Raw genomic sequence first — 24,666 nt, forward strand, 5'->3', positions numbered from 1 at the left:
CGGCCGGGGTCAGCCGAGTGCCGCCAGTGCCGCCGCGCTCGCGGCGACGATCTCCCGCTGCGCGGCGGCACGCGTCGTGGCGGGCTCGCCGTCACCGGGCTGCGGGCCGTAGTCCCCGAAGAAGGCGTGCACCGCGCCGGGCACCGTCACGAAGCGCGTCGCGGCGGGCAGCAGTTCCCGGGAGGCACGGATGTCCTCCGGGGTGGTGAAGCCGTCCCGATCGCCGGAGACGGAGGACACCGAGAGATCCGTCCGGCCCGACAGGTCGTCGACCGGGTAGGACGCCCACAGCAGCAGGCCGCCCACCCTGCCGTCGTGCCCGCTCACGTACTGGGAGGCGGCCACGCCGCCGAGGGAGTGACCTCCGACGACCCACCGGCTGACCTCCGGGTGGTCGTCCAGCACGTCCGCGGCGGCGCCGGTCGCGAGCAGGGCGAAGTCGAACGGCGCCTTGACCACCGCGACGAGGTGGCCCCGTTCCGCGAGAGGACGGAGCAGGGGCAGGTAGGCGCGGGGATCGACCCGAGCGCCGGGGTAGAAGACCAGGCCGCTCCGGCCCCGGGGCACGCTCGGACGCAGCTCGATCCGGGTGGGGGAGTGGACCACGGCGACCGCCCCGGCGGCCGTGCCCGCCGTTCCGGACCCGGACGACCCCTCGGGCGGCGTGCCGGCGGTCCCGCTCGCCGTCCCGGATCCGGACCTCCCCTCGGACACCGCCACGGAGGTCTCACCGGCGGGAAACGGGCGCAGCCAGACGAGCGCGAACAGCACCGCCGCCGTGACGAGCGCGCCCGCCACCCGGCCGGTCCACGCGATCCACCCGGTACGGTGGCCCGCCCTCGTGGGCGCGCGCCGCCGCCGGGCCGTCCGGACGATCGCGAGCGTTCCCGCGAGAGCGACGACGCCGAGCGTGACCGGGTACGCCGGGTGGGCGGCGACCAGGCTCGGCCACCGGGTCGCCACCACCCACACCGGTACGGCGACGCACGCCGCGGACGGCAGGACGGCGATCAGGCGAAGACGTGACGGGGGGTCCGCCGCGGCGCGCGGGACGGCCCGCCCGGATCCGCGGGCGGGGACCGCGGGGTTCTTCTCCAGGCCGGAGGAGTCCTTTCCCGCGCCGGAGGCGTGCGGTGCGGATCTACGGCCGGAGGCTGCCGGAGGCGGGACATCGGGGGTTCCGGTCACGGCCGCGGGACGCCGTCCCCGCCGCCGGCGGCGGTCTCCGACGGCTCCCGGCCGCTCCGGGCCCGGCTGACGCGTCCGCGTGAGGCCTCCCCGACGGGTCCGTCCGCGGTCTCTCCGACGGGTCCGCCGAGGCTCTCCCGGGCGGGGGCGACGGCGTCGCCGGGAGGTTTCCCGGCGCCCGGCCCGGCCGTACCGGCCGCCCGGAACATCCGGGCGATCCGCAGAGCGAGCCAGAGCAGCACCGCCAGGACGCCGACCAGCAGGTACTCGATGGCGGGAATCCGCACCACCTCGTCGGCCCGTCCGAAGCCGCGTCCGGCGTAGACGGCCAGGACGGCGGCGACGTAGGCGGCGGCGAGCAGCCACCGCACGCCGCGCGGGATCCCGAGGCCGTGCATCTGGGTGATCACGAAGACGCCGAGGAAGCCGAACAGGAACATCGGCCACGCCCCGCCTGGCCCGGAGGTCATCACCGCGACGAGCGTGCCGTGCACCGCCACCATGAGCTCCAGTGACGCGGTCCACCAGCGGTTGACGTGCGCCCGCGTCAGGAAGAGGCTGCCCTGCACCAGGAGCAGGAACATGTAGAGGAAACCGATCAGGTGCCCGCTGGTGTTCTCCATCGGGTGGTACCAGAAGGTGTAGATCGCGGCCCAGCTGAACAGGTAGCCGTGGTATCTGCGGGCGAACCCGACCACCTCGGCGGAGATGGGCGCCGGGCGGCCGGCGAACAGCCCGCGGCGCCGGTTCTCCATCAGCAGCACCACGACCAGCAGGATCACCACCGAACCCTGCGAGCTGAAGATCGAAACATCCTGCGCGAGACCGTCGTAGAACAGGTGGGTCTGCAGGGTGTGCAACACGATGAAGCCGAAGTTGACCGCCAGCGCCACGACGTTCACCGGGTGCAGGCCCACCGCGTAGCGGCGCACCCTGGTCTGGGCGTAGTAGATCAGGCCCCAGGCGGCGAGCTGGTGGGCGGCGTAGCCGATCCACGCCGTGGCCCGGCTCCAGAAGGTGGGATCGGGAAGTTTCCAGTAGTACCAGGACGCGCCCTGGTCGGGCAGGAGGGTGAGCCGGAAGTCCTCCAGGCGCTGGCCCAGCAGCCACACGAGCCCGGTCAGGACGGCACTGGCGGCGACGCCCCAGAACAGGACGCGGCCCGGGCTCGCGGCACGCATATCGTTCAGCACGCTGAACATCATGCCAAATCGTACAGCCGGCTGAACATCCCCTTGCGGACACCCGCCGCCCCGGACAGGATGATCAGTAACCTGAACGTTCCCGGCCGCCCGCGGAGGCGAGAGTGCCCACCTACCGGTTGCGCGTCAACGACGTCGATCACGAGCTCGACCTGCCGGGCGACACCCCGCTGCTATGGGCGTTGCGCGAGGAACTGGGCCTGACCGGCCCCAAGTACGGCTGCGGGGTGGGGGCCTGCGGAGCATGCGTGTCCCTGGTGGACGGCGAGGCCGCGCGCCCCTGCGTCCGCACGGTGGCCGAGACCGACGGCCGCCGGGTCACCACGATCGAGGGCCTGTCGGAGGATGGCGACCACCCCGTGCAGCGGGCGTGGCTGGAGCGCGACGTGGCGCAGTGCGGTTACTGCCAGCCGGGACAGATCATGTCCACGGTCGCGCTGCTGGCCGCCGACCCCGACCCCGGCGACGACGCCATCGACCGGGCGCTGCGCGACAACGTGTGCCGCTGCGGGACCTACACCCGCATCCGCGAGGCCGTACGACTGGCCGCGCGGCTGGCCAGGAAGGAGCGGTGATGGACCGGAGGGGATTCCTCTCCGCGCTGGGCGGCGCGGCCCTTCTGGTCGTCGTGCCGCTGCCCGAGCGCGCCGGCTCCGGCCCCGCCCCGGCGGCCCCGGCCCCCGGCGAGCCTCCCGCGCCGTTCGAGCCCGGCGTCTTCGTGCGCGTCACCGCCGAGGGCGAGATCACGGTCACCGTCCCCCGCCCCGACTCCGGTCAGGGCCTGCGCACCGTGGCCGCCATGCTGGTGGCGGAGGAGCTCCGCGTCGCCGTGGAGACGGTGCGGGTACGGCAGGCCCCGGGCGACACCGAGAGGTACGGGCCGCAGATGGTGGCGAACTCCACGTCGGTGCGCCAGATGACCGAGCCGCTCCGTACGGCGGGCGCCACCGCGCGCTGCCTGCTCGTCGCGGCGGCGGCCGCGCGGTGGGGGGTCCCGGCGCAACAGTGCGAGGCCCGTGACGGACACGTGCGCCATCGGCGGCACGGCAGGCTCTCCTACGGCGAACTGGTGGCCGAGGCGGCGGCGATCGACCCGGCCACGGTCACCGTCACGCCCGTTCCCCGCGAGGACTGGCGGGTGGTCGGCCGCCCCGTGCCGCGCGTCGACGCCCGCGACATCGTCACCGGCCGCGCCCGCTACGGGATCGACGTCGTCCGCCCGGACGGGCTGGTCGCCGTCGTGCGGCGGCCGCCGTGGCTCGGGGCGTCCGTCTCCGCCCTCGACGACGCCGCGGCGCGCGCCGTACCCGGGGTCGTCACGGTCGTGCGGCTCGAACCGGCGGGCGGCACGGCGGGCGGGGTCGCGGTCGTGGCGCGCACGACGGCGGCCGCGCTGCGCGGGCGCGACGCGCTGGCCGTCACCTGGGCGGGCGGCTCTCCCCAGGCCGACAGCCGCCTGTGGCTGGACGGCCTGGAGGCCGCCCTGCCCCCGGCCGGGCCGTCGCCCGCCCCGGTCACCGCCGAGGCGACCTACCGGCTGCCGCTGCTCGCCCACGCGCCGATGGAGCCGATGAACGCCACCGCGCACCTGACCGCCGAGGGCCGCCTGTCGGTGTGGACGCCCACCCAGGACCCCGGCGGCCTGCGCGCCAGGCTCGCCCAGATCCTGCGGCTCGACCCCGGGGCCGTCACGGTCGAGACGACCCTCGCCGGGGGCGCGTTCGGGCGGCGCATCGAGTTCGACTTCGTGCTGGAGGCCGTGGCCTGCTCCCGGGCGGCCGGAGCGCCGGTCAAGGTCGTGTGGACCCGCGAGGACGACATGCGGCACGACTCCTACCGGCCCATGTCCGCCCACCGGCTCACCGCCGTCACCGACGCTTCGGGCAGGCCCACGTGGCGGTCCCACTCGGTCGCGACCTGGCCGCTCACCACCGTCCCGATCTTCAACGACCCGGCGCTCGTTCTCGCGAGCGGCGACCACTTCCCCTACGAGGTCCCCGGGAAGGTGGACGTCGCCCTGAGCCCGGCGCCGCTGCGCACCGGGTTCTGGCGGTCGGTGTACGCGGGTCCCTTCGTCTACGCGGAGGAGTGCTTCCTGAGCGCGCTGGCCGGGCGCGCCGGAGCCGACCCGGTGGAGTTCCGCCGCCGCCTGCTGCCCGAGGGCTCCCGGCTGCGCCGGGTGCTCGACGCCGCCGCGTCCCGCGCCGGCCGTCCCCTGCGGGGGCGCGGAAGAGGGCGCGGGGCGGCCTGTCACCTGGACTACGACTCGGCGATCGCGATCGTGGCGGACGTGCGGGAACACGGCGGCGGCCTCACCGTCGAGCGGGTGACCGCCGCGGTCGACGTCGGCACCGCGCTGAACCCCTCCGGCGTCCGCGCCCAGGTCGAGGGCGGTGTCTGCGACGCGATCTCCACCGTCCTGGGCGCGCGGGTCACCGTACGCGACGGGCGCGTGACGCAGTCGTCGTTCGCGGACTACCCGTGGGCGCGCATCGGCCAGGTGCCGCGGATCGACGTGACCGTGCTTCCGTCGTCGGCCCCTCCCGGAGGGCTCGGCGAGCTGGCCTACCCACCCGCGAGCGCCGCCGTCGCCTCGGCCGTGGCGGCGGCCACCGGGCGGCCGGTGACCGGCATGCCCGTCACCGGAGACGTCGGTTGACCGCGGGGCCCGCGGTTCTGGAAAACTGGACCCGTGGCGGAAGGGGCGGCCGGGGGCCCGGCGGAGGACGCGAGAGACCCGGTTCCGGCGGACGGCGGCAAGAACCCCGGTCCGGCGGACGGCGGGAGGAACCCGGAGGGCACGGAGGGCAGGGAGGACGCGTGGGAGGTCGTCCGCCGCCCCGACGAGGTGCGCGCGGACATCCACTCCTGGCCGACCGGCCGCCTGCTGTCGGTGGCCGCGCGGCTGGTGGAGGGACGCTTCGGCGACTTCCTCACGGCCCACGACCTCACCCATGCCGGGCTGATCGCCCTGCACCACCTCGTGGAGGGCCGCCTCTCGCAGCGGGAGCTCGCGACGCTGTGCCGGGTGACCGACCAGACGATGAGCAAGACGATCGAACGGCTGCGCAGGGCCGGATACGTGACGCGCGAGACGGACGGGCGTGACCGCCGCCGCCTCCTCGTCCAGATCACCCCCGGCGGGCGGGAGGTACTGGCGAAGGCGCGCCGGGAGGAGCGCACCTCGAACATCCTGCTCGGGGCCGTCGACGACTACGACCACTTCCGCGAGCAGCTCATCAGACTGATCACCATCGCCTGACCCCGGACCGGCCGCCGGGAACATCACAGAATGTCACTCCAGTCACTGGAATGAGTATCCGTTTCACGCGAAACGCGGCGAACATTCTGGGATGATCTGGAGATCTCCTGCCGGACCCCGAGACCGACGGACCGCAACTGATGCCTCCCATCGATCAGATCACCACCTTCACCTCGGACCAGCCGGTCCTGACGGCCGTCATCTGTGTGCTCGCCCTGGCCGTCCTGGCCCTCGTCTGCTTCGCGCTCCGCGCCGCCCTGCGCGCGGCCGGCCGTTTCCTCCGTGCCCACGTGGCGCCCCGTCCCGCCGAGGACATCCTCACCATCGTCGCGGCCAGCATCGCCACCGGCGTGTCCGCCCAGGGCATGTGGCGCTTCTCCGGCGACGTCCTGGGCTTCGACGGGCCGCTGCGGCTGCTGCTGTTCGCGTTCATCGAGGTCGCCGTGGTCACCAGCGCCGTGCGCGCCCGCCGCAACATGAGGGAGAACTTCTCCGCCGGCATCGACGGCGTCGCCGTGTGGGCGCTCACCGGCCTGACCGCCGTCCTGTCGAGCATGGACGCCCGCAGCGTCGCCGAAGCCGTCTTCCGGCTCTCCGCCCCGCTGGTGGCGGCCTGGCTGTGGGAGCGCGGCATGGCGATCGAGCGGCACCGCATCACCGGCCGCTCCCGCATCAACTGGCGGATGACCCCCGAGCGCATGCTCGTCCGGATCGGGCTGGCCGAGGTCAGCGACCGCACCGCCAGCGAGGTGGACGCCCACCGGAGGCTGACCCGGGTCGCCCTGGCGGCCAAGCGCGCCCGCGCGCTCCGCGCGGCCGGGGCGTCCGACCGTAAGATGCGCGCCGCTCTCGCCAAACTGGACCGCGCGATGGACCAGGCGGTGGAGCACACCGGGCTGGCGGCCGACCCGGCCCGTCAGGAGGCGCTGCTGTCCCAGATCGGGGCGCTGTTCAACACCTCGGCGCTGATCGACCTGCGGCCGCCCGTCCCGTGGGCCCCCGAGCCTCAGGAGACGCCCGCCGCCCCGGGCGCGCCGGCCGCCCAGGGGGCGCTGCCCGCGGCCGCGCCGGCCTCGGCGGTGCTGCTGGACGATGACGACGACGAGGGCCTCGCAACCGCCGACGGCGCGGCGCCGGACCCCGCGCCGGTCGTCGACACGGCGCAGCGCGCGGCCCTGATCCGGGCGGCGCGGGAGTACTGGGACCGGCAGATCGACCGGAAGTTCGTCCCCCGCGCGGCCGACATCGCCCACGAGACCGGCATCTCGCCGGCCGCCGCCCGGGAGCTCCGCGCGCTGTGGAAGCTGGAGCCCCGCGCCCACGCCCTCATCGAGGCCGCGTACCGGGAGCACGGGATCATCGACACCGGGACCTTCCCCGCCATCGAGACGTCCGAGCGGATCCTCACGGTGAACGGCTCGTCCCCGTCCGCCTGAGCCGCCCGGGGGAACCGGGGCCGCGCGTCCCGGGCCGGCCGGCCCCCGTCCCCGAAGGCGTCCGGGGCGGGGGCCGGCCGGTCCCCGTCTACAGGTCGATCTCGGCGCTGCCGTTGACGCGGAGCTTGCGGCGGGCGCGCTCGTAGAAGCTGGAGCCGCCGAGCCGTACGACCCAGGCGGCGGCGCGCACCGCGGTGACCGTGATCCGGTCGCCGGCCGTCAGGTGCGTGCCTATCGCGCCGTCCACCTCCAGGGCGAGCTGCCCGCTCGTCGGCAGCACCTCGAGGGTGAGCTTCTCGTCGGCGGAGAGCATCAGCGCCCGGTTGAAGGCCGAGTGCGCGGCGGACGGCACGACCAGGAAACCCTCGACCATCGGGGAGACGATCGGCCCGCCCGCCGAGAAGCTGTACGCGGTCGATCCGGTGGAGGTCGCCACGATCACGGCGTCGGCCGCGTAACGGACGAACGGGTGGTCCTCCACGGACACCGCCACCGCGGCCAGCCCGCAGCCGGGGATGCGGACCATGGCGACGTCGTTGAACGCCGTCACCGTCTCCCCGTCGGGCAGGGTGGCCCGGATGGCCATGCGGGGCTCGGCCATGTAGTGGTAGTCCTCGATCGCCTGCAGCGCCGAGGTCAGCTCGTCGACGTCGATCTCGGCCAGGAAGCCCAGCTTGCCGAGGTTCACGCCGAGGATCGGGGTGGGCCGTCCGGCGATGAGCCGCATGGTGCGCAGCATGGTGCCGTCGCCGCCCAGGCTGACCAGCAGGTCGCAGCGCTCCACCAGCTGCTGGGTGTCGACCGGCACGGCGCTGCAGTGGATCCGCCCGACCTCGTCGGTGAGGCCGTACACCGTGACACCCCGCGAGCTCGCCCACTCGACGATCGTGTCGATGGCCTCCTTGGAGTCGCGCCTCGGGTGCAGGACCAGCCCCACCGTTTCGACTACGCTCATGCGGCCCACTGTACGGCGCGCGGACCCGGGACACGGCGAGCGCCTTCCCCGGCCCGTGCGGCGGGGTCCCGCCGGGTGGGCGGGACCCCTGTCCGGGACGTCGTGCCAGGCCGGGGCCGGTGGCCCGTACGGACGGCCGCCCGTAGGGACCTCATCCGCCGGAGCGGGGGTCCGGGGTGCGGCGCCGCTCCCGCAACCGTGCCTCGTGGATGTGCCGGCGGCCGCCGGCGAGCCGTTCCCTGATCCGCCGTTCCAGGTCGGTGAAGAGGCGGTAGTAGGAGTCGTCGTAGCCCTCCACGATCTGGAACGACCAGTGGCCGGGCAGCACGTCGCGGCCGATCAGCTCCTCGGACAGGGTGTCGGCGAGCTCGGTGTGCCCCGCCGCGCGCAGCAGTTCCACGGCCTCGTCGAGCTGGAAGTCGGCATGGCCGGTGAGCTGGTGGAAGGAGTAGAGGTGCCCGCGGGCGCGCTCGGTCGTCTCCAGGGCCTCCGAGAGCTTCCCGAGCGCCTCGGCCGTCACGTCGTCGACGTCCGGGGCGGTGCGGTCCTCGGAGGGGCCGGAGGGGGCCCGGCCCCCGGCGGGACCGGTGAGCCGTTCTTCGTGGGTCACCTGCTTCTCCTCATGATCGGTCGTGTGTCCTTCCCGGTACGGCGTCGCCGCGCCGTGCCGTACCGGCGGGGCCGCCCGCGCCGCGGGAGGACGTCGCGTGCGGGGGCGGTGGGAGCCGTCCCCGCACGGCGCGTCCGCGCCGCGGGGAGGGTGCCCCTACCCGTCGCGCGGGGCCGGACACCCGTTTCCGGAGGATTCACCGGTGTGCCGCCGGGAAAACCACCGGGTCGCGGACGGAGGGCGCCGGTGGGTTTTCCGCGGGCGACGCCGTTTTTTTCGGATTATTTCCATGATGATGATCCCCGCCGGGTTGGAAGAGTGTTTTCCCGGTGGTTCCGCGGACGGCCGTCCCGGCTGCGGAGAGGGGGCGCGGTTTCCAAGGGGGGCGTCTCCGGCGCCGGTCGCGCCGGGCCGGGCCGGTGGAGGACCCGTGGGCACCGGCCGGAACGGATGGGATCGGGGCGGGGGCCGGCGGGGCCGGTGGAGGCCGGTGGAGGCCGGTACGGCCTCGGCCAGGTCGGGACGAGGACGGAACGGGGCGGTGCGGGAACGGCTGGTCGTCGGCGGGAGCCTGTCCGGCCGACGGTGCGGAGCCGGAGATGTCGGTATAAATCATCTCTCATTATCGGCGGTCGATTTGTGAAAATAGCGCTTTTTGTAATTTGCCAAGCGATATCCAGAGCTTGACAGGCCATTTAATGGGAACCCAAAATTGAGCCCGTCCGTGACGCCGGTCGGTATGATCGACCGCTACGGGCGCTGGAAGTCTCGCTGATTCGACCGCCGGCGATCTGTCGATTCCGCATTTTCCGATCCATGTTTCGTTCCTCCCCCTTTCGATACGAGTGCGGATAGGTGGTGTGTGTTGTGACGGAGTCCGACGCGGGCCGGGGGCGGCTCAGCCTGAGTACGGCCGCGGCGCGCAATCTCGCGACGACGACCAAGACGGCCCCGCAGATGCAGGAGATCTCCTCGCGGTGGCTGCTGAAGATGCTCCCGTGGGTTCAGGTCTCGGGCGGCACGTACCGGGTCAACCGCCGGCTCAGCTACACCGTGGGAGACGGGCGGGTCAGCTTCGTCACCACGGGGTCGCGGATCAGCGTCGTCCCGGCGGAGCTGTGCGAGCTGCCGTTGCTGCGGACCTTCGACGACTCGGAGACGCTGGAGGCGCTGGCCGCGCGGTTCGAGCAGCGCGAGTTCGCGCCCGGAGACGTCCTGGTGCAGGCAGGGCAGCCGGCCGACCAGATCGTCATCATCGCCCACGGCAAGGTCAACAAGATCGGCACGGGTCCCTACGGCGACGAGGTCGTCCTCGGGACGCTGGCCGGCGGTGACCACTTCGGCGACGAGACCCTGACCGACCCCCACGACGAGTGGGAGTTCACCGCCAGGGCCGTCACCTCGGGCATCGCGATGATCCTGCCGCTGGCGGCCTTCCAGGAGGTGAACGGCCGCTCCGAGGCGCTGCAGGCGCACCTGCGCCTGCTGGCCGAGCCCCGGGGCCCCCGCAACCGGTACGGCGAGGCGGCCGTCGAGGTGGCCGCCGGGCACAGCGGAGAGCCCGACCTGCCCGGCACGTTCGTCGACTACGAGCTCGCGCCCCGCGAGTACGAGCTCAGCGTGGCGCAGACCGTGCTGCGCGTGCACAGCAGGGTGGCGGACCTGTACAACGACCCGATGAACCAGGTGGAGGAGCAGCTCCGTCTGACGATCGAGGTGCTGCGCGAGCGCCAGGAGCACGAGCTGGTCAACAACCCCGAGTTCGGCCTCCTGCACAACGCCGACCTCAAGCAGCGGATCCACACCCGCGGCGGACCGCCCACGCCGGACGACCTGGACGAGCTGATCAGCCGCCGCAGGAGCACCCACTTCATCCTCGCCCACCCCACGGCCATCGCGGCGTTCGGCCGGGAGTGCAGCAGGCGGGGACTCTACCCCCTGGGCATCGACCTCGGCGGCAACACGGTGCCCGCCTGGCGCGGCATCCCGATCTTCTCCTGCAACAAGATCCCCATCACGGCGAACCGGACGACCTCGATCCTCGCCCTCAGGGTGGGGGAGGAGCACCAGGGGGTCGTCGGCCTGCACCAGACCGGCATCCCCGACGAGTACCAGCCGAGTCTGTCGGTGCGCTTCATGGGTATAGACGAGAAGGCGATCATCTCCTACCTGGTCAGCGCCTACTACTCGGCCGCCGTCCTGGTCCCCGACGCGCTCGGTGTGCTGGAGGACGTCGAGCTCGGCCACTACTGACCGTCCCGCGGGGTGGCCGCGGGCAAGAGCGAGGTCCCCCGCGGGGGCGGGGGACACACTGGAGGGAAAAGATGACCGCTGTCGAGCTGGCGGCCGAGGGCCGATCGGCGGCCGAGGTGCTGACCTGGAGCCGCCGGATGGTCGAGTCCGTCATACGGCCGGCGGCCGACGGGCTGCCCCCGTCGATGCGGCACATCGCCGGCTACCACTTCGGCTGGTGGGACGAGCACGGCGGTCCCGTCGAGGCGGACGGCGGCAAGGCGATCCGGCCCGCGCTGGCGCTGCTGGCGGCGGAGGCCGTGGGGGGCGCCGCCGCGGCGGCGCTGCCCGCGGCGGCGGCCGTCGAGCTGGCGCACAACTTCTCCCTCCTGCACGACGACGTGATGGACGGTGACCGGACCCGCCGCCACCGCCCCACGGCGTGGGCCGTCTTCGGGGTGAGCCCGGCGATCCTGGCCGGAGACTCCCTGCTGACGCTGGCCTTCGGCGTGCTCGCGGCGGGGGGCCCGGCGGCTCCGGAGGCGGCCCGGATCTTCGGCGCCGCGGTCCAGGAGCTGCTGGAGGGCCAGCACTCCGACGTCGCCTTCGAAAGGCGCGGGCACGTCGAGCTGGACGAGTGCCTGGACATGGTGGCGGGCAAGACCGGTGCGCTGCTGGCCGCCGCGTGCGCGCTCGGCGCGCTGTTCGGTGGCGCGGACCCCGAGCGTGTCGAGGGTCTGCGGGCCTTCGGCGCGGATCTGGGGCTGGCGTTCCAGTTCGTGGACGATCTGCTGGGCATCTGGGGCGATCCCGCGGTGACCGGCAAGCCCGTCCATTCCGACCTGCGGAGCCGTAAGAAGTCGTTGCCGGTGGTGGCGGCGCTCACCTCCGGCACCGCGGCGGGGCGGGAGCTGGCCGGCCTCTACACCAGGGAGGAGCCCCTGACCGAGGCCGACCTGGGTCGCGCCGCGGACCTCGTCGAGGCCGCGGGCGCCCGCGCCTGGAGCCGGGAGCGGGCCGGCGAACTGCTGGGCCGGGCCCTGGGCCATCTGGAGGCGGCGGGCTCGGTGCGGCGGCCCGTCGCCGAGCTGGCCACGCTCGCCCGCCTGGTCACCCGGCGCGACCGCTGACCGCCGTACGGCCGATAGGGCGCCGCCGGGTGACCCGCCCCGGTGCGGAGAGCCCCGCCGAGCAGCACGTCCCGGCAGGGGAGGACAGCAGCTAGCGGAGGACGGTCTCGCGCAGGGTCTCGGCGAGGTCGAGCAGGTGGGCGGGGTCGCGCGCGGTGAGCTGGAGATCGACGAAGATCTCCTGCACGCCGGTCTCGGCGATGGCCCGCAGCCGCCCGCCGACCTCCTCCACGGTCGCGCCGGCCGTCCCCGTGACGACCGGGTTGGCCCGTACGACGACGCGTATCCCGTCCGGGTCACGTCCGGCCCGTTCGGCGGCCCGCCGTATCGCGTCCCGCATGCCCGTAAGGAGCGGCACCGGCATGGCGGCCGCGAGCCAGCCGTCGGCACGGCGGCCGACGCGCTCCAGGGCGGCGGGGGAGAAACCCGCCAGCAGGAGGGGCGGGCGGGGGCGCTGGACGGGCTTCGGGTCGATGTGGCTCGGCGGGATGCTCCAGCCGGGCGCGGTGACGGCCACCGGGTCGTCGCGCCAGACCGCCTCCAGCGTGTCGATCGTGGCGTCGAGCCACGCGGCGCGTCCCTTCCAGGGCACTCCGGCCGCGGCGTACTCGTCCCTCGACCAGCCGAGGCCCAGCCCGGCGTCGAGGCGGCCGCCGCTGAGCACGTCGAGCGTGGTGAGCGAGCGGGCCAGCAGCACCGGGGGATACCAGTTGGCGTTCAGCGTGCTGGTCCCCAGACGGATCCGGGAGGTGACGGCCGCGGCGGTGGTGAGGACCGCGAGCGGGTCCAGGAACGTGCGGTGCTCCGGCGGGATGGTGCCGTCGCCGCCCGGGTAGCGGTCCCGGGGGGAGAGCGGGGTCAGCAGCCGGTCGCCCGCCCACAGGCCGTCGAAGCCCCGGGCCTCGGCCTCCCGGGCGACGGCGACCACCGCCTCGGGGCGGGCGAATCGGCCGTACTGCGGCACCGCCAGCCCGAAGCCGACCGCCATCAGGGCTTTCTCCCCACCCCGCAGAGGATCAGTGACCGTGAGGGGTCCTCGTGGAGCGCGGGGTCCTCCGGCCGCCACTCCGGCAGCCAGGCCACCCCCGGCTCCAGCAGGTCGAATCCGTCGAACAGCTCGGTGATCTCCTGGCGGGACCGCAGGACGAGGGGGGAGTTGGCCCGCTTGTAGACGCTGGTGCCCTTGTCCACGGCCTCGATCCGGGAGTCGCGGGTGCCGTGGGACAGCACCAGGTGGCTGCCGGAGGGCAGGGCGTCGCGCAGTGTGGCCACGATGCGGCGGGGATCGTCGGCCTTGGTGATGAAGTGCATGACCGCCACGAGTAGCACGGCCATGGGCTGGGAGAAGTCGAGATGGTCCTGGATCTCCGGAGATTTGAGGATGCTCTCGGGGGTCCGCAGGTCGCCGGGGGTGACGATGACCCGGCGCTGGTCCTCCTGCAGCAACGCCCTGGCGTGGGTGAGGACGATCGGGTCGTTGTCGATGTAGGCGACGCGGGAGTCCGGTGCGATCTGCCGGGCCACCTCGTGGACGTTGCCCTGCGTGGGCAGGCCGGTGCCGATGTCCAGGAACTGCCGGATTCCCTGGCCGGCGAGGAACCTGACCGCCCGGCCGAGGAAGGCGCGGTTCTCCCGCGCGGCCGTGCGCACCTCGGGGGCGACCGTGAGGATCTCCTCGGCCGCGGCGCGGTCGGAGGCGAAGTTGTCCTTGCCGCCCAGGTAGTAGTCGTACAGGCGGGCGACGCTGGGAGTGTTGACGTCGATTCCGCGGCGTGCCCACTCTTCATCTGCCATGCCCCGCCTCCGCCCGAAAGCCCCGAAAGATCCCGTGTGAAGATCTTTAGGCAGAGCGTAGTGCGCCATCTCCCGAAATCAGCGGAATTTACGAAATCTTCTAGGGAGTGTTCGGAGGGGCGGAAGGTCCCAAGCGGCGGGTTCTGCCGGGCGCGGAAGGGGTCCGGCGGCGCCGTACGGCCGGAAAACGTGGAGAGGCCCGGACGACGTGGCCGATAGCGTTGCCGTCATGAGCGCCACCCTCGTCGCGAAGGACCTCGCCGCCGGTCACGGTGACCGCGCCCTGTTCTCCGGCCTGGACCTCGTCGTCGCCCCGGGCGACGTGGTCGGCCTGGTCGGGGTGAACGGGGCTGGCAAGTCCACCCTGATGCGGATCCTGGCCGGGCTGCTGCCGCCCGAGCACGGCACCGTACGGCTGAGCCCGCCCACCGCTTCCGTCGGCTACCTCCCCCAGGAGCGTGAGCGCCGGGCGGACGAGACGGTCGCCGCGTTCCTGGCCAGGCGGACCGGGGTGGCCGCCGCGCAGCGCGCCCTCGACACCGCGACCGAGGGCCTCGTCGAGGGGCGGTCCGGCGCCGACGACGAGTACGCCGTCGCCCTGGACAGGTGGCTGGCCCTGGGCGGGGCCGATCTGGAGGACCGGGCCGGGGAGGTCGCCGCCGAGCTCGGCCTGACGGTGGATCTCGGTCTGCCGATGGCGGCGCTCTCCGGCGGGCAGGCCGCCCGGGCCGGGATGGCGTCCCTGTTGCTCAGCCGCTACGACGTCTTCCTGCTGGACGAGCCCACCAACGACCTCGACCTCGACGGCCTGGAACGGCTCGAACGCTTCGTCGCCGGCCTGCGCGCCGGGACGGTCCTGGTCAGCCACGACCGCGAGTTCCTCGCCAGGACGGTCGACCGGGTCGTGGAGCTCGACCTCGCCCAGCGGCAGGTCCGCTCCTACGGCGGCGGCTACGACGGCTACCTCGCCGAGCGGGAGATCGCCCGGCAGCGCGCCCGCGACGCCTACGACGAGTACGAGGGCACCGTCACCGCCCTGCGGCAGCGGGCCCTGACGCAGCGCGCCTGGATGGAGAAGGGCGTCAAGAACGCGCGGCGCAAGGCCACTGACAACGACAAGGTCGGCCGGAACTTCCGCACCGAGACGACCGAGAAGCAGGCCGCCAAGGCCCGCCAGACCGAGCGGATGATCGAGCGGCTGGAGGAGGTCGAGGAGCCCCGCAAGGAGTGGGAGCTGCGGATGGAGATCGCCGTGGCCCCCCGGTCCGGGGCGGTCGTCGCCACGCTGCGCGGCGCGGTGGTCCGGCGCGGCGGGTTCACCCTCGGGCCGGTGGACCTGCAGATCGGCTGGGCCGAGCGGGTGGCGATCACCGGCGCGAACGGCTCGGGCAAGACCACCCTGCTCGGCGCGCTCCTCGGGCGGCTCCCCCTCCAGGAGGGCCACGCCTCGCTCGGCCCCGGCGTGGTCGTCGGGGAGGTGGACCAGGCGCGGGGGCTGTTCCTGGGCGACGAGCCGCTGGTGGACGCCTTCGGCGCCGCCGTACCGGAGATGACGCCCGCCGACGTGCGGACGCTGCTGGCGAAGTTCGGGCTGCGTGCCGCGCACGTGCTGCGCCCGGCGGCCACGCTGTCGCCGGGGGAGCGGACCCGCGCCGCCCTGGCGCTGCTCCAGGGCCGGGGCGTCAACCTCCTGGTCCTCGACGAGCCGACCAACCACCTCGACCTGTCCGCGATCGAGCAGCTGGAGTCGGCGCTCGCCGCCTACCCCGGCACGCTCCTGCTCGTCACCCACGACCGGCGGATGCTGGAGGCGGTCCACACCGCCCGGCACATCCACGTCGAGGCGGGCCGGATCACGGAACGGCCGGGCGCGGGAGGTCAGCGCGACAGGTAGAGCACCTTCCAGGTGCCGGCGTAGAGGCAGTTGATCGACGGCTGGGCCGACCTGGCCTCGGAACAGACCTTCAGCTCCACCTGGTAGACGTCGTGGTGGTCGAACGTGAACGACTTCGGCGTGCCGTACGAGCAGTCGCGGACGGTCCGGTGCGTGAAGGGCAGGTCCCCGCCGGGCGTCCGGTAGGTGATCCGGAAGACCGCCAGGCCGCAGGTCGAGCTCGCACGGGTCAGGTCCTGGACGCGCCCGGAGATCCGGACGGTCTCGGCGGCGGGGATGTCGGCGTGGTCCTCGCCGGTGGCGCGCAGGGAGCCGGAGGCCTTGGCCCCGCGCCCCGGGGAGTAACGGGGGCCCCAGACGGTGGCCGGGGCCGCGGCTCCGGTGTCGGCGGGGGCGGTGACCTGGGCGGCCTGGGCGGCAGGGGGAAGCGAGACGGCCGAGAGCACGGCGGCGGCGAGGGCGAGGCCGGTGAGGAGACGGGTGGCGGTCATCGGAGCGGTCCTTTCCTGAGGTGGTGCACGCAGTGTGTTATGACGTGCTTTCAGCGGGCTTGACCGCACCTGCAGACGAGTATCAGCGGCCTTGACACCACCGGTGGCCGGTACGGGCACGGCTCCCGCGCTCGGGGACCGGGGGTCCCGCCGGTCCGGTGACCGACGCGGCCCGCGGACCGCTCCCGTGCCCGGAGGCCGGCGACCGCGGTCACCCGGACATGCGGCGGCGGGCGGGCATCACCCGCCCGCCGCGGGGAAGGGAGCCCGGCAGGGAGGTGACGCCATGGAGGCGCTGGGAATCGACATCGGAGGTTCGGGGATCAAGGGCGCCCCGGTGGACGTCGCGACGGGGCGGCTGACCCGGGACCGGCTGCGCGTCCTGACCCCGGACCCCGCCGCGCCGGAGGCGGTCGCCGAGGTGGTCGCGCAGATCACCGGGCACTTCGCGTGGACGGGGCCGGTCGGGATCACCTTTCCCGGGGTCGTGGTCGACGGGGTCACGATGTCGGCCGCCAACGTGGACCGGTCGTGGATCGGCCTGGACGCGCGGGCTCTGTTCGCCAAGGCCACGGGCCTGCCCGTGACGGTGCTCAACGACGCCGACGCGGCCGGGGTGGCCGAGATGACGCACGGCGCGGCCAGGGAGACGGCCGGGGTGGTGCTGATGCTGACGTTCGGCACCGGGATCGGCAGCGCGTTGTTCGCCGACGGCCGGTTGGTGCCCAACACCGAGCTCGGGCACCTGGAGCTCCACGGCAAGGAGGCCGAGAGGCGGGCCTCCGACCATGCGCGCGAGGCGCACGACCTGAGCTGGGACAAGTGGGCCGAGCGGGTGGAGGAGTACCTGCGGCACGTGGAGATGCTGTTCTCCCCGGCGCTGATCGTGGTCGGCGGCGGGGTCAGCAAGAAGTCGGAGAAGTTTCTGCCCAAGGTACGGCTGCGCACCCCGGTCGTCCCGGCGGCCCTGCTGAACGAGGCGGGCATCGTGGGGGCCGCCATGGCGGCGGTGAAGGCGTAGACGGCTGAAACTTTCATCGGACCCGAAGGACGTTCGGTGAGGTCAGCGGCGGGGACGGCTCTGGCGGGCCGTCTCCGCCGTGCAACACCCTGTACACATTCCCGAAACCTCCGGACTATGGGAGCGCTCCCACCCACGTCCTGGAGATGATCGAGAATGAGCTCTCATCCGCGTCGCCGCGCCTGGTTGCACCGGGCCGCGACTTCGACGGCCCTGCTGGTGGCCGCCGCAGGCCTGGCCGCCGGCCCGGCCGCGACGGCGCACGCCGCCGTCTCGTGCGACGTCACCTACACCACCAACGAGTGGCAGGGCGGTTTCACCGCCAACATCAACCTGAAGAACCTCGGTGACCCGCTGAACGGCTGGACCCTCGGCTTCGCCTTCCCCGGCACCCAGCAGGTGCAGCAGGGCTGGTCGGCCACCTGGAGCCAGAGCGGCAACCAGGTCACCGCGAAGAACATCGACTGGAACGGCAGCCTCGCCACCGGCGCGTCGACCAGCATCGGCTTCAACGGATCGTGGAGCGGGAGCAACCCCAAGCCCACCTCCTTCACGGTCAACGGCGTCACCTGCGGCGGGACCACCCCGACCAACCAGCCGCCCACGGTGAGCCTGACCAGCCCGGCCAGCGGCGCCTCCATCCCGGCGGGCTCGGCCGTGCCGCTCGCGGCGACGGCCAGTGACGACGGCGGGGTGAGCAAGGTCGAGTTCTACATCGACGACACCCTGGTCAACACCGACACCACCGCCCCGTACAGCTTCTCGGCGGCGAACGTGGGGGCCGGCAGCCACACCGCCAAGGCCAAGGCCTACGACAACGCCTCCCCGGCGCTGTCCAAGGAGACCGCCGCGGTGCCCTTCACCGTCGGCGGCGGGACCGGAACCCCGTCGATCATCGCCACCTCGACCGCGGTCACCGTGCCCGAGGGCGGCTCCAAGACGGTCGGTTTCAGGCTCAGCGCGGCTCCCACCTCCAACGTCACGGTCAACCTGACCAAGACGGGTGACACCGACATCACGATCACGCCGTCCACGCTGACCTTCACGCCCAGCAACTGGAACACGGCGCAGAACGTGACGGTCTCGGCGGCCCAGGACAGCGACCAGGTCAACGGCACCGCCACCATCTCCGCCGCGGCCACCGGCCACACCGGCGCCTCCGTCACCGCGACCGAGGACGACGACGACGTCACCACGCCGCCGCCCGGCGAGCACGTCGACAACCCCTACGCCGGGGCCACCGGCTACGTGAACCCCGACTGGTCGTCCAAGGCCAAGGCCGAGCCGGGCGGCGCCGCCGTGGCCGACATCTCGACCGGCGTGTGGCTGGACCGCATCGCCGCCATCGAGGGAACCTCCTCGGCCAAGGGCCTGCGCGCCCACCTCGACGAGGCGGTCAAGCAGGACGCGGCCAACGGCAGCAAGCCGCTGACGGTCCAGTTCGTCATCTACAACCTGCCGAACCGCGACTGCTCGGCGCTGGCCTCCAACGGCGAGCTGCGCATCTCCCAGAACGGCCTGACCCGCTACAAGACCGAGTACATCGACCCGATCGCCGCGATCATGAAGGACCCGAAGTACGCGGCCCTGCGGATCGTGTCGATCGTCGAGATCGACTCGCTGCCGAACCTGGTCACCAACCTCAACGTGCCTGACTGCCAGGAGGCCAAGTCGAGCGGCGCCTACGTCGACGGCGTCCGCTACGCGCTGGACAAGCTCCACGCGATCAAGAACGTCTACACCTACGTCGACGCCGGTCACCACGGCTGGCTGGGCTGGGACACCAACTTCGGCCCCTCGGCCGACCTGTTCGCCAGCACCGTCTCCGGCACCGCCGCCGGCTTCGACAGCGTGGACGGCTTCATCACCAACACCGCCAACTACTCGGCGCTGAAGGAGCCCCACTTCACCATCAACACGACGGTGAACGGCCAGACCGTCCGCCAGTCGAAGTGGGTCGACTGGAACTTCTACGTCGACGAGCTCAGCTACGCCCAGGCATTCCGGAACCTGCTCATCCAGAAGGGCTTCAAGTCCACCCTCGGCATGCTGATCGACACCTCCCGCAACGGCTGGGGCGGCTCGGCCCGTCCGGCCGCGCCCAGCACCTCCACCGACGTCAACACCTTCGTCGACCAGTCGCGGGTCGACCGGCGCATCCACGCCGGCAACTGGTGCAACCAGAAGGGCGCCGGCCTCGGTGAGCGCCCGCAGGCCAACCCCGCCCCCGGCCTCGACGCCTACGTCTGGATCAAGCCTCCGGGCGAGTCCGACGGCTCCAGCTCCGCGATCCCCAACGACGAGGGCAAGGGCTTCGACCGGATGTGCGACCCGACCTACACCGGCAACGCGCGCAACGGCAACAACCTGAGCGGTGCCCTGCCGAACGCGCCGATCTCCGGCCAGTGGTTCTCCGCCCAGTTCCAGGAGCTGCTCAAGAACGCCTACCCGGCGATCAACTAGCCTCCTCCTGATCCCTCTCACCCGGGTCCCCGGCCGCCTCGGCGGCCGGGGACCCGCCCCTTTTCCCGGGCGTCTCCGGACCGAGGACGTCCGGGGACCCGCCCTTTTCCCAGGCGTCTCCCGACCCGAGGAGGTCCGGAGACCCGCCCCTTCTCCCGGACGTCTCCAGCCCGGGAGAAGGGGCGCCGGGATATTGGGATGCGGGCGCGGCGGGCGGTCGGGCACGATGGGCGGTCGGCTCCGGAACTTCGGGCTGAAAGTACTCTGGAAGCAGTATGGGAACGCCTCCTTTGACATCTCCGCTCGCTCAGCTCCACGCGCGCCTGCCCGAACTCACTCTGCGTGACCAGCGCCGGTTGCGGCGCCGGCTCGACGGTGCCCGCAAGGTCAGGAACCGCGCCGCGCAGCAGAAGATCGCCGCGGAGATCACCTCCGACATCGAGAAGGCCGAGCGCCGGGTCGCCGAGCGGCGCGCGGGCGTGCCCGCGATCACCTATCCGGAGAGCCTGCCGGTCAGCCGCCGCAGGGACGACATCCTGGAGGCGATCCGCGACCACCAGGTCGTGATCGTCGCCGGTGAGACCGGCTCCGGCAAGACCACCCAGCTGCCGAAGATCTGCCTGGAGCTGGGCCGGGGCGTCAAGGGCCTCATCGGGCACACCCAGCCGCGCCGGATCGCCGCCCGGACCGTCGCCGAACGCGTCGCCGAGGAGCTGGACACCCCGCTCGGCGAGGCCGTGGGCTACAAGGTGCGCTTCACCGACCAGGTGAGCGACGGCACGCTCGTCAAGGTGATGACCGACGGCATCCTGCTGGCGGAGCTGCAGGGCGACCGGGACCTCGCCCAGTACGACACGCTCATCATCGACGAGGCGCACGAGCGCAGCCTCAACATCGACTTCATCCTCGGCTACCTCAAGCAGCTCCTGCCTCGCCGGCCCGACCTGAAGATCGTCATCACCTCGGCCACGATCGACCCCGAGCGGTTCTCCCGGCACTTCGGCGACGCCCCCATCGTGGAGGTGTCCGGCCGTACGTACCCCGTCGAGGTCCGCTACCGGCCGGTGGAGGAGGACGACGACCAGATCCAGGCGATCAGCGACGCCGTGGACGAGCTGTGCGCCGAGGGGCCGGGCGACATCCTCGTCTTCCTCAGCGGCGAGCGGGAGATCCGCGACACCGCCGACGCCCTGTCCAAACGCAAGGACGCCGAGGTGCTGCCGCTGTACGCCCGGCTGTCGGCCGCCGAGCAGCACCGGGTCTTCCAGCGCCACTCCGGCCGCCGCATCGTGCTGGCCACCAACGTCGCCGAGACCTCGCTGACCGTCCCCGGCATCAAGTACGTCGTGGACCCCGGCTTCGCCCGGATCTCCCGCTACAGCCACCGCACCAAGGTCCAGCGGCTGCCCATCGAGGCGATCTCCCAGGCGTCGGCCAACCAGCGCAAGGGCCGCTGCGGCCGCGTCTCCGAGGGCGTCTGCATCCGCCTCTACAGCGAGGAGGACTTCGTCTCCCGGCCGGAGTTCACCGACCCTGAGATCCTGCGCACCAACCTCGCCTCGGTCATCCTGCAGATGACCTCCATCGGCCTGGGCGACATCGGCGCCTTCCCCTTCGTCGAGCCGCCGGACCAGCGCCAGGTCAGGGACGGCTACGACCTGCTGCTGGAGCTGGGCGCGTTCGACAAGGCCCGGGAGATCACCCCGCTCGGCCGCAAACTGGCCGGCCTGCCGGTGGACCCCCGCCTGGCCCGCATGGTCATCGAGGCCGACCGCAACGGCTGCGTCCGCGAGGTCATGGTCATCGCAGCCGCGCTGTCCATCCAGGACCCGCGCGAGCGTCCCGCCGACAAGCAGCAGGCCGCCGACGAGAAGCACCGAAGGTTCGCCGACAAGGAGTCGGACTTCGTCTCCTACCTGAACCTCTGGAACCACCTGCAGGAGCAGCAGAAGGAGCTGTCCTCCAGCGCGTTCCGGCGGCTCTGCAAGGCCGACTTCCTCAACTACCTGCGGGTCCGCGAGTGGCAGGACGTCTACGGCCAGCTCCGCCAGATGTCGAGGTCCCTCGGCGTCACCCTGAACGGCGTCCCCGGCGACGAGCAGAAGATCCACGTCTCCCTGCTGTCCGGCCTGCTGTCGCACGTCGGCGTCAAGGACGTCGACAAGAAGGGCGCGGACGGCCCCCGCCGCCCGATGACCGAGTACATCGGCGCGCGGAACGCCCGCTTCGCGATCTTCCCGGGGTCGGCGCTGGCGAAGAAGCAGCCCCTGTGGGTGATGTCCGCCGAGCTGGTGGAGACCTCCCGCCTGTGGGCCCGGGTCAACGCCAAGATCGAGCCCGAGTGGGTCGAGCCGATGGCCCAGCACCTCGTCAAGCGCACCTACTCCGAGCCGCACTGGGAGAAGAACCAGGGCGCGGTGATGGCGTACGAGAAGGTCACCCTGTACGGCGTGCCCATCGTGGCGCAGCGCAAGGTCAACTACGGCCGCATCGACCCCGAGCTGAGCCGCGAGCTGTTCATCCGGCACGCCCTGGTCGAGGGCGACTGGGAGACCCACCACGCCTTCTTCAAGGAGAACCGCAAACTCCTGTCGGAGGTCGAGGAGCTGGAGGAGCGGGCCCGCCGCCGCGACATCCTCGTGGACGACGAGACCCTGTTCGACTTCTACGAGCAGCGCATCCCGGCCGACGTCGTCTCCGGCCGCCACTTCGACTCCTGGTGGAAGAAGGCCAGGAACGACCAGCCCGACCTGCTCAGCTTCGAGAAGTCGATGCTGATCAGCGACGCGGCGGGCGACGTCAGCCAGCGCGACTACCCCGACGTCTGGCGCCAGGGGAGCCTGCGCTTCCCGCTGACCTACCAGTTCGAGCCCGGAGCCGACGCCGACGGCGTCACCGCGCACATCCCGCTGGCCCTGCTCAACCAGGTCAACCCCGACGGCTTCGACTGGCAGATCCCCGGCCTGCGCGAGGAACTGCTCACCGCGCTCATCCGGTCCCTGCCCAAGGAGATCCGCCGCAACTTCGTGCCCGCCCCCAACTACGCCAAGCAGGTGCTCCAGCGGGCAGAGCCCACCCGGGAGCCGCTGCTGACGGTGCTGGAGCGGGAACTGGCCGCCCTCACCGGCGTGTGGGTGCCTCGCGAGGCGTGGCGGCTCGACCAGGTCCCCGACCACCTGCGGATCACCTTCCGGGTCGTCGACGGCCGTAAGAAGAAGATCACTGAGAGCAAGGACCTCGCCGACCTCAAGCGGCGGCTCGCCCCCCGGCTCCGCCAGACCCTCTCCCGGGCCGCCGACGGGCTGGAGAAGTCAGGCCTGACCACCTGGAGTCTGGGGGAGCTGCCGAAGACGTTCGAGCAGCGCCGGATGAAGGCGTACCCGGCGCTGGCCGACGAGGGCGCGACCGTGGCCGTGCGGATGTTCGAGACCGAGACCGAGCAGCGCCGCGCCATGTGGGAGGGCACCCGCAGGCTGCTGCTGCTGAACACACCCTCTCCGGCCAAGCAGGTGCTCGGCCGCTTGGACAACCAGGCCAAGCTCGCCCTCAGCCGCAGCCCGCACGCCGGCGCCGTCGCCCTCTTCGACGACTGCGTCGCCTGCGCCGCCGACCGGCTCATGAGCGAGTACGGCGGGCCGGTCTGGGACGGGCCGGCCTTCACCGCCCTGCACGACAAGGTCCGTGCCGAGCTGTTCGACACCACCGAGGAGGTGGTCTCCCGGGTCCGGGACATCCTGGCCGTCTGGCACGCCGTCTCCAGCCGCCTGGCCGAGGCACGCTCCACCCCCGCGGTCGAGGACGTCCGCGACCAGGTGGGCGACCTGGTCTACCCGGGGTTCGTCACCGCCACCGGCCACAAACGCCTGACCGACCTGCTGCGCTACCTCAGGGCGGCGGAGCGGCGGCTGGAGAAGATGGCCGACGACCCGTTCCGCGACGAGGAGCGGATGTACAAGATCCACGACCTCGAGGACGAATACCACGAGCTGGTGGAGAAGCTGCCCCCGGCCCGCCGCGCGGACGACGACGTCCGGGAGATCCGGTGGATGATCCAGGAGCTGCGGGTCAGCTACTTCGCGCAGACCCTCGGCACGCCGTACCCGATCTCCGACAAGCGCATCCGCAAGGCCATGGAACGCCTCTGAGCGGGGCCCGCCTTCTCAGGCGGGAAGGAAGATCGAGGTGTCCAGGTCGAAGTCGACGGGGGCGGGGATGCGGACCGGCTTGCCCAGCTCGGCGTGCACGGCGGTCCGGTAGGCGCCGTCCTCGGGGTCGCTGAGGACGGTGACCGCCGGCGGGGAGGTGACCGGGTCGATGATCATCATGATCGGGATGCCGCAGCCGGCGTAGATACGGGGCTTGGCGTGGTGGTCCGTGTGAGCGCTTCCCGGTGAGACGACCTCGGCCACCATGATCACCCCAGAGGAGAGGATCTCCCGGTCGCCCCACAGGGGGGCATTCAGCGGCACGATGCAGTAGTCGGGGGCCATGGTGTCGCGGGGCCCTTCGATGCAGATGTCGACGTTTCCGGCGAAGCTCTCCCATCCGTGCTTCTCCAGAAGGGGATGCAGGGCGAAGGTGAGCTGCAGAGCGATGCGAGCGTGCCGGGGGGTTCCGAGAGGGCTCACGATCAGGTTCCCGTCGATGATCTCTGTGCGCAGGGGGATGTCAGAGGAGAGGGATGCGAGGAATTTCCGTATCGTGCGGTCGGAGGCGCTGATGATCAGGTTGCCGTGGATGATCTCCGTCCGCGCGGGGAGCTCGGGGGGGAGTGCGTCGCGGAACTCCCTCACCGTGCGAGGGGGCCGTGCGCCCCGCAGGGCGTAGGAGAAAAGATCACCGCGTGCCGTCACCACCATGGCTCATGTCCCTTCGTAGTCGAACACACACTCTGAGTATTCCATGGAGTCGTCCAGGGGATGCGAGGTATGCGTGATGGTTATCCGCCTCGCCGCCATGCCCCGGGAGTCCTGGACCTGGTCTCCGGG

18 protein-coding genes are annotated in these 24,666 nt (G+C 72.4%); 10 read left to right on the plus strand and 8 right to left on the minus strand.

The genetic code is table 11. The features are described 5' to 3' along the window. Positions 1–9: 9 nt before the first annotated feature. Positions 10–1,188, minus strand: a complete 1,179-nt coding sequence (locus tag ACZ6W9_RS25670) for an alpha/beta hydrolase (RefSeq protein ID WP_470120033.1) — start codon at positions 1,186–1,188, stop codon at positions 10–12. After that, the gene (locus ACZ6W9_RS25675) at positions 1,185–2,381 is read right to left on the minus strand and encodes a hypothetical protein (RefSeq protein ID WP_389965521.1); all 1,197 of its coding nucleotides are present in this window, start codon (positions 2,379–2,381) and stop codon (positions 1,185–1,187) included. Before ACZ6W9_RS25675 ends, ACZ6W9_RS25670 begins: the two co-directional genes overlap by 4 nt. A 113-nt stretch (positions 2,382–2,494) precedes the next feature. Between ACZ6W9_RS25675 and ACZ6W9_RS25680 the strand changes: the two genes are divergently transcribed. The 4 genes from ACZ6W9_RS25680 (at position 2,495) to ACZ6W9_RS25695 (ending at position 7,088) form a co-directional block, all read left to right on the plus strand. After that, entirely contained in the window at positions 2,495–2,965 is a 471-nt protein-coding gene (locus ACZ6W9_RS25680) for a (2Fe-2S)-binding protein (protein WP_389965524.1), read from the plus strand. After that, a complete protein-coding gene (locus tag ACZ6W9_RS25685; RefSeq protein ID WP_470120035.1) occupies positions 2,965–5,049 on the plus strand; it encodes a xanthine dehydrogenase family protein molybdopterin-binding subunit in 2,085 nt (694 codons plus the stop codon). Before ACZ6W9_RS25680 ends, ACZ6W9_RS25685 begins: the two co-directional genes overlap by 1 nt. 33 nt (positions 5,050–5,082) lie before the next feature. Next, positions 5,083–5,652, plus strand: coding sequence for a MarR family winged helix-turn-helix transcriptional regulator (locus ACZ6W9_RS25690; RefSeq protein WP_389965531.1), 570 nt, complete (start codon positions 5,083–5,085; stop codon positions 5,650–5,652). 140 nt (positions 5,653–5,792) lie between these two features. Next, positions 5,793–7,088, plus strand: coding sequence for a hypothetical protein (locus ACZ6W9_RS25695; RefSeq protein WP_389965534.1), 1,296 nt, complete (start codon positions 5,793–5,795; stop codon positions 7,086–7,088). Positions 7,089–7,176: 88 nt separating this feature from the next. Here the strand turns inward: ACZ6W9_RS25695 and ACZ6W9_RS25700 are convergent, their stop codons facing one another. Both ACZ6W9_RS25700 and ACZ6W9_RS25705 read right to left on the minus strand, forming a co-directional pair. Further along, positions 7,177–8,043, minus strand: coding sequence for an NAD(+)/NADH kinase (locus ACZ6W9_RS25700; RefSeq protein ID WP_389965537.1), 867 nt, complete (start codon positions 8,041–8,043; stop codon positions 7,177–7,179). A gap of 151 nt (positions 8,044–8,194) precedes the next feature. Continuing rightward, a complete protein-coding gene (locus ACZ6W9_RS25705) occupies positions 8,195–8,653 on the minus strand; it encodes a hypothetical protein (protein WP_470120037.1) in 459 nt (152 codons plus the stop codon). Between the two features lie 867 nt (positions 8,654–9,520). On the opposite strand from ACZ6W9_RS25705, the gene ACZ6W9_RS25710 reads away from it, so the two are divergent. Next, positions 9,521–10,906, plus strand: coding sequence for a family 2B encapsulin nanocompartment shell protein (locus tag ACZ6W9_RS25710; protein WP_470120039.1), 1,386 nt, complete (start codon positions 9,521–9,523; stop codon positions 10,904–10,906). A gap of 71 nt (positions 10,907–10,977) precedes the next feature. Next, positions 10,978–12,015, plus strand: coding sequence for a family 2 encapsulin nanocompartment cargo protein polyprenyl transferase (locus tag ACZ6W9_RS25715; RefSeq protein ID WP_389965544.1), 1,038 nt, complete (start codon positions 10,978–10,980; stop codon positions 12,013–12,015). Between the two features lie 91 nt (positions 12,016–12,106). Here the strand turns inward: ACZ6W9_RS25715 and ACZ6W9_RS25720 are convergent, their stop codons facing one another. Then, a complete protein-coding gene (locus ACZ6W9_RS25720) occupies positions 12,107–13,003 on the minus strand; it encodes a TIGR03619 family F420-dependent LLM class oxidoreductase (RefSeq protein ID WP_389965547.1) in 897 nt (298 codons plus the stop codon). Then, on the minus strand, positions 13,003–13,809 hold the full coding sequence (locus ACZ6W9_RS25725) for an SAM-dependent methyltransferase (protein ID WP_389965550.1): 807 nt from the start codon (positions 13,807–13,809) through the stop codon (positions 13,003–13,005). Before ACZ6W9_RS25725 ends, ACZ6W9_RS25720 begins: the two co-directional genes overlap by 1 nt. Before the next feature lie 229 nt (positions 13,810–14,038). On the opposite strand from ACZ6W9_RS25725, the gene ACZ6W9_RS25730 reads away from it, so the two are divergent. Beyond that, positions 14,039–15,703, plus strand: coding sequence for an ABC-F family ATP-binding cassette domain-containing protein (locus ACZ6W9_RS25730; RefSeq protein ID WP_470120042.1), 1,665 nt, complete (start codon positions 14,039–14,041; stop codon positions 15,701–15,703). Here ACZ6W9_RS25730 and ACZ6W9_RS25735 read toward each other — a convergent pair. Continuing rightward, positions 15,688–16,194 carry a hypothetical protein gene (locus ACZ6W9_RS25735; RefSeq protein ID WP_470120044.1) on the minus strand — a complete coding sequence of 169 codons (507 nt, stop codon included), beginning with the start codon at positions 16,192–16,194 and terminating at the stop codon, positions 15,688–15,690. The genes ACZ6W9_RS25730 and ACZ6W9_RS25735 overlap by 16 nt on opposite strands. Before the next feature lie 286 nt (positions 16,195–16,480). Here ACZ6W9_RS25735 and ppgK point away from each other — a divergent pair, with 286 nt between their 5' ends. The 3 genes from ppgK (at position 16,481) to hrpA (ending at position 23,823) form a co-directional block, all read left to right on the plus strand. Beyond that, entirely contained in the window at positions 16,481–17,215 is a 735-nt protein-coding gene (gene ppgK, locus ACZ6W9_RS25740; RefSeq protein ID WP_470120046.1) for a polyphosphate--glucose phosphotransferase, read from the plus strand. Positions 17,216–17,371: 156 nt separating this feature from the next. Further along, positions 17,372–19,678: a glycoside hydrolase family 6 protein gene (locus ACZ6W9_RS25745; RefSeq protein ID WP_389965561.1), complete on the plus strand. Its 2,307-nt coding sequence runs from the start codon at positions 17,372–17,374 to the stop codon at positions 19,676–19,678. A 275-nt stretch (positions 19,679–19,953) separates the two neighbouring features. Continuing rightward, the gene (gene hrpA / locus ACZ6W9_RS25750) at positions 19,954–23,823 is read left to right on the plus strand and encodes an ATP-dependent RNA helicase HrpA (RefSeq protein WP_470120048.1); all 3,870 of its coding nucleotides are present in this window, start codon (positions 19,954–19,956) and stop codon (positions 23,821–23,823) included. A 15-nt stretch (positions 23,824–23,838) separates the two neighbouring features. Here the strand turns inward: hrpA and ACZ6W9_RS25755 are convergent, their stop codons facing one another. After that, positions 23,839–24,537, minus strand: coding sequence for a Uma2 family endonuclease (locus tag ACZ6W9_RS25755; protein ID WP_389965567.1), 699 nt, complete (start codon positions 24,535–24,537; stop codon positions 23,839–23,841). Positions 24,538–24,666 lie beyond the last annotated feature (129 nt).

The organism is Streptosporangium sp. NPDC053982, assembly GCF_055585205.1.